Source organism: Butyricimonas sp., from assembly GCF_019423355.1.
GTDB lineage: Bacteria > Bacteroidota > Bacteroidia > Bacteroidales > Marinifilaceae > Butyricimonas > Butyricimonas faecihominis.
The window spans coordinates 72,310-85,192 of sequence record NZ_JAHZBP010000012.1 but is presented as its reverse complement, the minus strand read 5'-3'; the positions used below and the strand labels follow the sequence as shown (position 1 = coordinate 85,192).

Sequence of the window (12,883 nt, the reverse complement as noted above, 5' to 3'; positions counted from 1 at the left end):
ACAAGATTATTCTACAAGTTTCAAGCTATAATTCAATCCCGTCTCACTCTTTTCGAATTTGTCATTTAATAGAGTAAGGGTCTTTTCGTCTTCACGCAAGAAGTTGAAAATGTCTTTTCCGTTATCCGCAACCAATTGCCATACAATAGCATCATTATTGGTAGCATCTCCGCGTTGTGTGAATCTTTTTCCCTTGTAATTAAAAATGGCATCTTTTCCGTTTTCCGCTTCGATATAAGTCATCGTTAACGTGAATGTCCCGTTGCCACTATGTTCTTGATTTTGTATCGTTAAGGAATAACGAATGCCAGAACAAGAAGCTGCGGGTAAGGTCCCCTCGTAAGTTCTTGTTTGTAATGCTCCCAATGCTTGATTTTTGTACACGATGAGCTTTGTTGCGGACATCCCTGCTGTGTATTTCCCTTTATAAAAAATCTCGGCGGTGTCGTTTAACAGCAACCCGGTGACGTGACTCTTATCGGCATCTAGTGTGCTGAAAGATAAGGTGTCCTTGTTTGCTGTTACGATGGAAATCGTGTTCATTGTGGCATCACACACGATGCCTTTTGTCTGGTGTTCTTTTGAGGCAGGAGAGCAACAGATCATTGTCAGGGCTGCCAGAATGATGGATGTATTTTTCATGTATGTTGTTTTTGATTCAATCGAGCAAATTTTATACCACATGGTGATATATGGATCATAAGAATACTTTTAAAAATAGGAGTATAGAAGAATATGAAAAACAAAATTGTTCTCTTTTTTGATGGTTATAAAATTTTATATCTATATTTAAAACGTTGAAAAGTACCAAAGAATAATGTTTCAAGCAAAAGAAAATATAATCCAGGATTTTATTGATGGGAAAGAGTCTGCCTTTAAAGAAATCTATGAAAAGTATGTTTCTACTTTGCGTTATTTTGGAAATAAATTCTTACCTGAAGAGCGGGTGATCGAGGATATTCTTCAAGATACTTTCGTGTCTCTTTGGGAAAATAGGAAAAAGTTTAATAATGAACTTGCGATAAAAAGCTTTCTATATACAGGTGTTAAAAATCGTTGTTTGAACAATCTTCGTCATGAGAAAATTAAGCAGAAATATGTAGAAGGGTTTGTGGAAGAACCTTCGGAAAGTTTTCTTGAAAATGTAATTGAAGCAGAGCTGTTCGAAATGTTACATCGTATTTTCGATGAATTACCTCCTGCTTGTAAAGAAGTGTACCAGCTCAGTTTGGAGGGAAAAAAACACGAAGAAATAGCTAAACAACTTCATATATCTATTAATACGGTGAAAAAATACAAGAATAACGCTAATCATTACATGCGTAACCGGATTAAAGATTTTAATCTTTTCCTTTTATTTCTGAATAACAATTATTTATAAGATTATTTCGAAAAAGTAATATTTTTTTTGAATTTGATTATACACCAAATGATGATTCAAGTGTTTTAGTTGTAAAAATAAGGTATGAACTTTCATTTGGAACATCATATTGCAGAACTTTTGTACAAGAGTATACGAGGTGAGTTATCTGATTTTGAGCGTCAAGAACTAAATCAATGGCGAGCCGATTCTCCAATGCATGAAACTCTTTTTATGCGTCTACAGAATGATGAATATATAGATGAAGAGTTGGGTGTCTTTATTAAAGGTGAAGAGAAAAATTCTGTTTTATGGGGACGCATTCGTGAAAACAGCATTCTTCGGAAGAAGAAAAGATTTATAAGATTTTTCCATTGGGGGGCGGCAGCTGTTTTGTTATTGGTAATTTGTGTTTCTTTATTTATTAAGAAAGGTGAACAGGAAGTTGTTCCGATTGCGATTCAAACAATATTACCGGGAAGTCATAAGGCAACACTACTTATGGAAAATGGGAAGGAGATAGAACTTTCAGATTCTGTTCGAATGTCTATTGAGCAGGGAATTATTGTTTCAAATAATCAATTGAAGTATGGTGATTCGATAAAGGAATTAGCATCGGGATATTATCATGTATTAAAGATTCCGAGAGGGGGAGAATATTGTTTGAAACTTTCAGACGGAACTGTAGTATATTTGAATTCTGATAGTGAACTTCGTTATCCGGTAAGTTTCAGTGCAACTTCTCGAGAAGTAGAGTTAAGGGGAGAGGCTTTTTTTGAAGTGATAACAGATCCGCAAAGACCGTTTGTTGTGAATGCAGAACAAGTACGAGTAAGGGTGCTGGGAACTTCTTTTAATGTAAGTACTTATGACAAAGATTATATAGAAACAGTTCTTGTGAAAGGGCGTGTTGGGCTCCAGATGGCGGGTGATACTCAAGAGTGGGAAGTTAAGCCGAATGAATTGGCTCGTTATGATCGAAAAAATAAAACGATAGAAGTGAGAGAAGTGGATATTTTGCCTTACGTGACTTGGAAAGAGGGACATTTCTTATTCAAAAATCAAAGTTTGGAGAAAATAATGGATGTCATGGCTCGTTGGTATGATGTAAGTGTTGAATTTCAAGATGAGTCTATAAGAAATCTTCATTTTACTGGAGATATCAAACGACATGCGAATTTTTCTATTATATTGAAAGCGTTAACTTCGTCTGTAAATGTAAATTACAAGCTGAATGGTCGAGAATTGATATTATATATGAAATAAATAAACGGAAGGTGCGGGAACACCTTCCGCTTTTACACTCTTCATATGCAACGGGAATTGCCAATAGAAGAGAATTTATAAATTAAAGTAATTCAAAGTTATGAAAAAAAAGTGGTATTTACTTCTTTTTCCGAAATATCGGAATAGAAAAATTTTGAGGGTTATGAGATGGAATATCGTATTGATTCTTGTCAGTGTGTTACAAGTGGCTGCCATTGGGGTAGCGGCACAGGAAAAGGTATCCTTGAACCTGAAGGATGTATCTGCAGAACAAGTGTTTCGGGAGATCAAACGTCAAACGAAATATGATTTCGTGTATAATGAAGAACAATGTAGGGATCTGGGAAAAATGAGCGTGAACGTGAAGGATGAACCTGTAGATAAGGTGTTGGATAAGTTGCTTTTGGATAGAGGATTTTCATGGGATTTGCTTGAAGGAGGAATCATTTTGATAAAAGTGCAAAGTAAATCTCCGGATAAAAAGCAGGAATTTAAAATTACGGGGAAAGTGATAGACCAAAGTGGGGAAGTTTTACCGGGGGTTGCTATCTTGATTAAGGGAACGACGATAGGAGTGGCCACGGATGCTAATGGTGAGTTTTCGTTAGTACTTCCCAAGGATTCGGTGGTTTTAGTATTTTCTTTTATCGGAATGGAAACTCAACATGTAGCAATTCCTAAGTTTAAAGTTGGTGAATATCATCAAGAGTTAAAAATTACGATGCAAGAAGAGAAAGTGGCGTTAGAAGATGTTGTGGTCACTGGTATCTTTACTCGTAAAAAGGAAAGTTTTACGGGATCGGCTTCTACTTATACTGCTGCAGAGTTGAAAACGATGGGTTCCCAAAATATTTTACAGAGTTTGAAAACGCTTGATCCGGCTTTTGCGATCTTGGAAGATAATCAATTCGGTTCGGATCCTAATCGCTTGCCGAACATGGAGATTCGAGGGAAGTCAAGCGTGTTAGGACTGCGTGACGAGTTGGATGCCGACCCTAATCAACCCTTGTTTATTTTAGACGGGTTCGAATCGTCATTAGCTGTAATTAATGATTTGGATATTAATCGTATAGAGTCTATTACGATATTAAAGGATGCGGCTTCAACCGCTATCTATGGATCGAAAGCTGCTAACGGGGTTGTGGTGGTAGAAACCGTGAAACCTAAATCGGGAGAACTTCAGGTGAGTTATAACGGGAATCTCAATCTTTCAATGCCGGATTTGAGTAGTTATAATTTGATGAATGCGAGAGAAAAATTGGAATTCGAGAGATTGGCGGGAGGATATTCTCCGGCGAATTGGAGTGCAGAAAAAGAGATTGAATTGAATGAATTGTATAACGGGAAATTAGAAGCTGTGGAGAGTGGGGTAAACACTTATTGGTTGGCAGAACCATTACGTACGGGAGTAAATCAAAAACACTCTTTATACGTGCAAGGTGGTGAAGGGCGTTTTCTTTTTGGCTTGGGTGTGGGGTATAACGGAATCTCAGGGGTGATGAAAGAGTCTTTGCGTGAAATCATCAGTGGCAATATCGATTTAATCTATCGGATGGAAAAGTTTCAATTTTCTAACAAGTTTTCGATTAACGTGACAGATATAGAGAATCCTGTTGTACCTTTTCAAGTTTATGCGGAAGCAAATCCTTATTTCAAGAAACGGAATAAAGACGGGATTGTCGAAAAATGGTTGGAGAAAAATGATTATTTCGAAGCATTTAATCCGTTATGGAATGCTAATCTGAATAGTCGCAATGAAGGGAAGAACGTTTCATTAAGCAATTATTTCGTGGCAGAATATTTCCCCTCGGTAGAATGGCGTATACGTGCCCGTTTGGGTATAACCTACGGGAATAATGATGCGGAGGTATTTTATTCCCCAGAGGATACGCGTTTCGAAGATACGGAAGCATTGAAGAAGGGTGAATATACTTCAACTAATACCCGGTTGAACCAAACAGAAGGGGAACTTAGTGTAACATGGGCTAAAATGTTAGGAGTACATCGGATCAATTTGGTTGCCGGGGGAAATTTCAATATGAGTAAGTCCTTGGTGCAAGGATATTCGGCACAAGGTTTTCCTAATGGAGATTTTACTTATCCTTCTTTTTCGAACGGGTATCCGGAAAACGGAATTCCCACGTTTTACGAGAGTGTCTCTCGCTCTTTGAATGGTTATTTTAACATGGGGTATTCATTTAATGATCGTTATTTGATGGATTTTAGTTTGCGTAGTAGTGGATCTTCCGTGTTTGGGTCATCTAAAAAATACAACACAACTTGGTCTGTCGGTTTAGGATGGAATTTGCACAAAGAGAAATTTATCCAGAATAACTTTAGTTGGATTAATTTGTTGAAATTGAGAGTTTCTATTGGTAATCCTGGAAATCAAAATTACGATTCAGCTCAAACGTTGTTGACTTATGCTTTTCAATATGGTTCAATGAATTATTTCGGTTTAGGAGCTGTTTTGGATCAAGTTGGTAATTCTGATTTGAAATGGCAAACGACGTTAGATAAAAATATGGGTATTGACATTACTTTGTTGAATAAGCGTTTAAATATTACGGTTGATTATTTTCATAAAGTGACGGACCCGCTTCTGATACGAATAGGGATGCCACTATCTTCAGGAACACCAACCTATATGACGAATGCCGGAGAACAGACCTCTCAAGGTGTGACGGCTACAGCTTCTTATTATATCATTCAGAATTTCGATAAACGTTTTTCATGGATGGTACGTGCTAACTTACGTACGCAGAAAAATCGAATTGACAAGATTGGGGACAAATTGTCGTTGTTGAACGCGAGTGGCAAGGGAGCTAACACGGTTCGATATTATGACGGGGCAGATCCGGATGATATTTGGGCTGTAAAATCCGAGGGAATAGATCCGGCTAACGGTAAAGAGTTATACTACGATAAAAATGGGAATTACACGTATGATTTTTCGTATGATAATGAAGTGATTTGTGGTAATACTCGTCCGAAAATAGAAGGGGTTTTTGGGACTTCTTTGAATTGGAAAGGATTGTCATTTAGTTTGAATTTTCGTTATCAATTGGGTGCAGATGTGTTTAATGAAGCTTTATTCAATAAAGTAGAGAATATCTCTACCGGAGGGTTGACTAAAAATCAAGATAAACGAGCGCTTTACGAGCGTTGGAAAGAACCGGGTGATCTTGTACGTTTTAAGGATATTGCTAATGCGGCATCCACTCCCATGTCTTCTCGATTTGTGCAAGAGGAGAACGTGTTGACGTTGGAGTCTGTCTATCTTGGTTACGAGTTTTATGATGGTTGGATTCAGAAGTTAGGTTTGAGTAATCTGAAAGTGCAGGTTTCTATGCGTGATGTATTTAGAGCATCTTCTATTAAGTCGGAGAGAGGTATTTCCTATCCTTTTGCTCGGAGTTTAGAAGCCGGATTATCGTTTAATTTTTAAAAAACAAGTGGTATGAAATTACATGTTATCATATATTTGAGTCTATTGTTGTTTCTGGGGAGCGGGTGTTCTGACTTTTTGGACGTGCAGCCTAAGGATAAACAATCAGAGGAGCAACTTTTTGCCACACGTGGCGGTTTCTACACTGCCGTGAACGGGATTTATAATAAATTAGCCTCTTCATCACTGTATGGCAAGAATCTTACTTACGAGATGATAGATATTCTCGCTTTTCGTTATACGCCGTTATCCGTGAATAAATATTATACAGCCTTGGTGAAGCCGGAGTACACGGATGAGACTGTTGAGGCTAATTTATCGAATATTTGGTCGTCAGCTTATTCCACAATCTTAAATTGTAATGTGTTGCTTAAAAACTTGGAGGTTAGCACCGGTGTGTTAAACGAGCAGGAGAAGAAAGTACTAACAGGAGAGGCTTTGGCCTTGCGTGCTTTCTTGCATTTGGATATGTTACGTTTGTTTGGACCTGTGTATGTGAAAGAACCATCTGCAGAAGCAATTCCATATAATGAATCGGATAAAGTTTCGGCGTTGCCAATATTATCAGCCGATACGGTCATGGGACGTGTGTTGCGGGATATTCATGCTGCGGAACAATTACTTGAAGGAAATGATCCCGTGATAGAACAAGGAGCTATGGCTTCTTTAGAAGATGATCAAGAGGTATATTTGCGTTATCGTCAATTGCGTTTTAATTATTATGCTGTTTTGGCGTTAAAAGCTAGGGCGTATTTATACGCTGGGGATAAAGTGAATGCATTAAAGGCTGCGCACCAGTTGTTGACAGATGAGAATGTGGCGAAACATTTTCCTGCGGTAGATCCGAATAAATTGTTGGCTAACCAGAGAACTCCGGATCGGGTTTTCTCTACTGAAGTGTTGATGGGATTCTATGATAAAGCTAGAGCTGATATTTACACGTATTATTTTGATGACGAAACTGCCGGAAACAATTTCTTGCAACCTAAAGCCAATTTCGTATTGAGTAGTCTTTTTGGAAACGAGAGTCAGGATTATCGTTATCAAACACATTGGAGGGCAGCGACTAGTGTGGGTGTACAAGGAGATATCTTTATAAAGTATAAAAAGATTGATAAGCCTAAGGATGAGAAAAATCCTGATAAACCGGACGAGAATTTAGAATATTTTCACGCCGTGTTGATGCCATTGATTCGTTTGAGTGAGGTGTACTACATTGCGGCGGAATGTGAGCCGGAATTGGCAGATGGATATGAATGGTTAAGCCAAATACGAGCTAAACGCGGTTTACCTTCTTTGACTGTGAATAGTGAAAGAGATTTGAGAATGAAATTGAATAACGAGTATGCTCGTGAATTCTGGGGAGAAGGACAAACCTTCTTTTTGCACAAGAGGTTAAACACGGATTATTTGTGGATTGATGAGGCGGGATATAATTATAATGGAGCAAACTATCTTGAATATACAATTCCGTTACCAACGGGAGAGATTGAAAATCGTTAAAAGAGAAAGAGTTATGAAATTGAAAATTTTATTATTTGCGGTAATGTCATTTCCCTTTTTGTGGAGTTGTGATAAAGAAGAGATTCCAGTATTTGCGAGTAATGATGCGGGAATTTATTTTCAGAGATTGACGAGTACCGTTTATGGCAGTACGACGGAATATTATAGTGATTCAACCGATTTTTCTTTTGCCGGGATGTATGCTTATTACACGAGCCATGTACTAAATGCTCCTGTTTTGACCATGGGGAAAGTGGTAGATTATGATCGGCCGTTTAAGGTTGTCGTTGATATGGAAGAATCGACAGCTATTGAAGGGATAGATTTCGAGATAGAATTAGACTCGCTGGTTATCAAGGCTGGAACCAGTAATGCGGTAGTCCCGGTTCGTCTCCTACGCACGGAGACTCTACTGGAGAAATCGTTGAAAATAGTGCTTCGTTTGCAAGAGAATGAACATTTTAAATGTTATCTGAAAACCTATAAAAACACGAATCTTTACACGGCAAAGGGAGAACAAATCAGTGGTATTCGTTATGTTTTCACGTTTAATGAAATGTACACGCAGCCCAATTTTTGGAAAAATTATGCGGAACAAGATTATTTTGGAGAATGGACACCCAAAAAGTATCAGGTGGTGAATCAAGTGTGTGGATTAACCCCAAGGGATTGGCAAAATGCTAACATGTACGGGTATAAAGTACAGTCAGCACGACTTCCCTTCTTCGCTCGAACCGTGCGAATTTATTTGCAGGAGCAGGCTGATGCGGGAAATCCTGTAAAAGATTCGGATGAAAAGTATATGCAATTGGCTCCGAATTATGAGGTGGATTATTCTGATTATCAATAATTGTTTAAAAAATTGTCAATATGAAAATGAAAAATATAATATTACTCTCGTTCATTTTCTTTTTGATGTCATGTTATGACGACAAGGGGAATTATGATTATCGCGAGATGGCAGAGATTAAAATTGAGAATTTGCCTGAGACACTTGAAATTCTTGGTGGTATAGAGCATATTGTTGCCCAACCGAAGGTGACTTCTTCATTGGAAGGAGAGATTAAGGATGGAAATCCTAATTTTGAGTTTTCTTATAAGTTGGAGAAAAAGGGGGGAAGTCAATTGTATGATGAGGCATGGGTAGATTTGAATCCATCTAAATCGTTGAAATTGGATACGTTAATTTCAATCCCGTCGGGAAATTATGTCGTGTGGTTTGCGGTAAAAGATAAGCGTTCTTCTATCGAGTATTCTACAACTTTTGATGTGAAAGTGACTTCCTCTACGTATGAAGGTTGGTTAGTATTGTGTAACGAGGGTGAAGAAAAGCGTGTGCGGATGGATATGATTTCCGTGATTTCGGCAGATCGGATTGAGCCCGCTTATGATTTGTTGTCTTTGTTGGGACTTCCCGATTTGAAGAAAGCCACAAAGATTGGATTCTATCCGGCCCCTGTTCAAACGGGAGATGTTATTTATCTAATGTCGGAAGAAGGCACTTACAAACTTGACCAAAATACTTTCGAGACAAGTGATATGTATAACATTTACACGACAGATTTTATCGTGGCACCAAGTGATCCGGATGAAAATATTATAGAATACATGCCCTTGGCAAACATGGGCCCTCCTACGGCACGTGCTATTTTTGCCGTTTCAAATAAAGGGAATGTCTATGCTTTGGTAACGGCTGCGGGGGCGGCTTTTGAGATGCCAATTAATACTTCTGTTCGTGGAAAGTCCCCGGAATATCGTGTAGCCCCGTACGTTGGTATAAGTATGGTTCGCTACCCGGGGAACAGTACTGCGGCCCTGTTCTATGATATAGATAATAAACGTTTTGTGGGTTGGAGTTTCAAGAGTCCTACAACCAATGACATAAACCAGATATTGACACCTGTTCCTAATCCGGAAGTCGGAAAATTGTTTGATTTTAAAACCGGAATGGATTTAGTTTATATGGAGGGGACTAGCTACTCGAATGGTTTGGTATATGCCATATTGCAAAACGCTTCCGGGAAACGGGTTATATATGGGATTAACATGAGCGGAGCGGGTTTCGTGCAAGAGAGTATATACGAAAATTTGAACGCTCCCGATTTTGATAAAGCGACAGTGTTTGCATTCCATTCACAGTTCCCTTATATGTTCTATGGTGTGGAAAACAAGGTGTACTTGCATAATTTGGGTACTAATATAACTTATGAAATGACAAATATCGGATTGAGTGCCAATGAGGAAGTGACCATGTTGAAGTTTAATTTGTATCATAATAACTATTGGTGGCCTGAACCCACTGAAGAATTTATGGCTCGTCAGTATGAGTTGATGGTGGGTACTTATGATAATCGTGTTAGCGGTGTGGATGGTGGAAAGTTAGGGTTTTATAAAGTGGATGGAGCTAATAATTCGATAACAAAACGAGTGGAATATTCCGGTTTCGCTCGGATAAAAGACGTCCGGTACAGGGAAAGACGTTAAATAAGTTTAATTATACTTGTGGGAAGTACAAATTAGATGTATTAGTTTGTGGCGATTTTTGAGAGCGGAAGGAATTTCGTTCCTTCCGCTCAATTGTTAATATCACGATTACCGTGGATACTCGAATACAGATCTTTTAGCGACCGGGAGGTACGGTGTGGCTCCACTGTAACTCGATGATCCCTTTTTGCGACATTTGGATATATAGACTCAACTTGGGAGAGATTATAATGGAAATGAGTATCCAGTGTGTATAAAATGAATGTTAATACGTTATGAATGAATAAAGTGAATGAATTTCTAATATTCACGAGAAAGTTGAATCTATTTGTTAATCAGTTACAATAATTATTACATTACTGATCGTTTCTAGTGAGAACTCGAAGAAGAAAGGTGGAGATATAGTGGAAAAACTACCTTTTTCTCGTGGATCATTCAGAGCTTAAACAGAGCTTAGACATCCCGTTATGGATGAACAACGTTTGAGTTTCGAATGAGCATAAAGTAACGGGTATTATTTGGAATTTATCTGTTCTTTATTTGGAATATATTTGTGTATAAATCCTGCGTTAAATATTTATTTTATTTACACACTTTTGGGGGACACTATCAATTCTGGTTTAAACATGGTTTAAACATTTGGTCCAAACACCCTCAAAACAGACAAAAAGAAAAGAGAGTCACTTTGTAACGCTCTTTTTTTTCAGTGGTTTCGCTTGGGCTTAAACCAAGGACCCCCTGATTATGAGTCGGTGGTTCGTTATTGTTGTTGCTAATTTTTGTTTAGGAATTTATATACGAGTTTACTGTAAACTCGTATATAAGTTCCATATTTTATTCTTTGCTGACACAGTTTAATTTACATCCTCTTATATTGCGTTTAAGTGAGTAATGCGAGAAACCATTGTACGTTACGAAGACGTTTGCGTAAAATTTGATACGCCTTTAATTTTGTGGATTTGACTGTATTTACGGTAATATTTAATTTTTGAGCAATTTCGAGGTTCGAGTCTCCGTTTAATGTCATAATAACCATCTTTTGTGCTTGTCTGGGAAGTGTCCCGATGGCTTGGTGGATTAATGCATCGACTTCTTCTTCTAGAATATATTCCTGTTCTTCCTCTTGTGATGCGGTTGTCAATAGTTGGATAGCGTGCTTTTGTTTTATTTGTTCATGTTTTAGATGGTCCAGACAGGCATTGCGGGTACTCGTGTACAGGTAATTTCTTATCTCGGCAATGACATTGAATGTAAGCCTTTTTTCCCATACGTTTAAAAAACAATCCTGCACGATATCTTCAGCAATATCGTTGTCCTTTACAAAGCGCCACGCAAATGATCTGACAGGAAGATAATATTTTTTGAATATCTCCTTGAATACCCTTTCATCACCGGAGTGTAACTTTATTATGAAATTATTATTTGACAAATTAAAATAATGTGTGTGTTCAATAACCGTGCGCTTAACAAAAAACAAAAATATGATTTTGTTGAGTTAAAACCCAAAAATACGATTGCTTTATAGAAAAAAGTCACATTTTAAATATTTTTAAATCACACTTGGAGGCGATATAGTCGTTCTATAGGCAAAAATGTAATGATATGTTTGATCAAATTGATATAGAAACACTGATATTGAAATACCTTCAAGGAAAATTGGCAGAGGGGGAGAAAAGGCAATTGGATGAATGGTTGAAGGACGATAGGAATAAGAAACTTTTTTCTAGGTTAGTGAATAAGCAGAGGATATTGGTGAAGATGGAACGTTTGGATGAGTATGATTGGGAAAAAAGTTGGAAAGTAATGGAAAGAAAGCTGCGTGAAAGGAAAAAGTTCTCGTGGAAATATTGGGGTATGGTTGCGTCATTGTTAGGGATCGTGTTGCTTGGAACTTGGGTGTTTATGGAAAAAAATGAAAAAAAATCTCCCGTGGTTGTTATGCGAGGTGTTGAACCGGGAGGGGTATTTGCAGAGTTAGTTCTTCCCGATGGAAAAATTGTAGAATTGAATAAGGATAGCAACAATCTGTTTTTGGGAGAGAGTGGTAAGGTCTTGAGGAATGAGAATGGCGTGTTATTTTTAACACAAGATTCGGTCCAGTTGCAAAAGGTGGGCTATAGCGAGATCAGAACACCAAGGGGCGGGGAGTATCAAGTGGTGTTGCCGGATAATTCGATCGTTTGGTTGAATGCTGATTCGAAGTTACGTTTCCCGTTGACTTTTTCTGGAAAAGAACGTAGAGTGTTTGCCAGTGGCGAGCTTTATTTTCAAGTTGCCAAGGATTCTCTTTCACCTTTCCGGATTGAGGTTGAGGGATTGTACGAGGTTGAAGTGCTTGGGACGGAATTTAATGTCCGGGCTTATTCTGATTTACCTTCGGCAACGACATTGGTGGACGGGCGTGTTTTGATTCGGGATAAAGGGACAAAAGTCGTATTGAAACCAGGCGAACAAGCTGTAAAAGGGAAGCATGGTGAAGTGGTGGTACGAGAGGTGGATGTCGCTCCTTATATTGCCTGGAAACAGGGATATTTCCTTTTTGAGGATGAACGTTTGGAAGATATTTTGAACGAGTTGGCCCGTTGGTATGATGTGAATATATTTTTTGAAAATTCGTCTGTACGGGAGGAGCGTTTCTCCGTGGATATGCCTCGGCATGAAAGTTTTGAAGAGGTTCTTCGTTTGATAGAACAAACGAGATCGATACAAATTGAAATTGAAGGAAATAATGTTTTTGTGAAATAATAAATATGTCGAACGTCTGGCAACGTTCGACATGTTAAAGTGCCTGGCAGCACATTGGTATAATTTAAAATTGAAAC

General features: G+C 38.1%; 9 protein-coding genes. 7 read left to right on the top strand and 2 right to left on the bottom strand.

The features are described from left to right. Positions 1-6 precede the first annotated feature (6 nt). Positions 7-606, bottom strand: a complete 600-nt coding sequence (locus QVC79_RS15315; protein WP_241241718.1) for a copper resistance protein NlpE N-terminal domain-containing protein — start codon at positions 604-606, stop codon at positions 7-9. Positions 607-817: 211 nt separating this feature from the next. Here QVC79_RS15315 and QVC79_RS15310 point away from each other — a divergent pair, with 211 nt between their 5' ends. From QVC79_RS15310 to QVC79_RS15285, 6 genes are all read left to right on the top strand, one after another. After that, complete coding sequence (locus QVC79_RS15310) at positions 818-1,381, top strand: RNA polymerase sigma-70 factor (protein WP_151411525.1); 564 nt, start codon at positions 818-820, stop codon at positions 1,379-1,381. Between the two features lie 84 nt (positions 1,382-1,465). Beyond that, entirely contained in the window at positions 1,466-2,626 is a 1,161-nt protein-coding gene (locus tag QVC79_RS15305; protein ID WP_124317420.1) for a FecR family protein, read from the top strand. 163 nt (positions 2,627-2,789) lie between these two features. Then, positions 2,790-6,074 (top strand): SusC/RagA family TonB-linked outer membrane protein, encoded by a 3,285-nt coding sequence (locus tag QVC79_RS15300; protein WP_124317419.1) that lies wholly within the window; start codon positions 2,790-2,792, stop codon positions 6,072-6,074. Positions 6,075-6,086: 12 nt separating this feature from the next. Beyond that, positions 6,087-7,577 carry a RagB/SusD family nutrient uptake outer membrane protein gene (locus QVC79_RS15295; protein WP_151411524.1) on the top strand — a complete coding sequence of 497 codons (1,491 nt, stop codon included), beginning with the start codon at positions 6,087-6,089 and terminating at the stop codon, positions 7,575-7,577. A gap of 13 nt (positions 7,578-7,590) precedes the next feature. Beyond that, positions 7,591-8,427 carry a DUF4843 domain-containing protein gene (locus QVC79_RS15290; RefSeq protein WP_164719722.1) on the top strand — a complete coding sequence of 279 codons (837 nt, stop codon included), beginning with the start codon at positions 7,591-7,593 and terminating at the stop codon, positions 8,425-8,427. 20 nt (positions 8,428-8,447) lie between these two features. Further along, positions 8,448-10,061 (top strand): PKD-like family lipoprotein, encoded by a 1,614-nt coding sequence (locus QVC79_RS15285; RefSeq protein WP_124317416.1) that lies wholly within the window; start codon positions 8,448-8,450, stop codon positions 10,059-10,061. 880 nt (positions 10,062-10,941) lie between these two features. Here QVC79_RS15285 and QVC79_RS15280 read toward each other — a convergent pair. Then, positions 10,942-11,538: an RNA polymerase sigma-70 factor gene (locus QVC79_RS15280; protein ID WP_270595533.1), complete on the bottom strand. Its 597-nt coding sequence runs from the start codon at positions 11,536-11,538 to the stop codon at positions 10,942-10,944. 125 nt (positions 11,539-11,663) lie between these two features. Between QVC79_RS15280 and QVC79_RS15275 the strand changes: the two genes are divergently transcribed. Next, the gene (locus QVC79_RS15275) at positions 11,664-12,806 is read left to right on the top strand and encodes a FecR family protein (RefSeq protein WP_270595534.1); all 1,143 of its coding nucleotides are present in this window, start codon (positions 11,664-11,666) and stop codon (positions 12,804-12,806) included. Positions 12,807-12,883 lie beyond the last annotated feature (77 nt).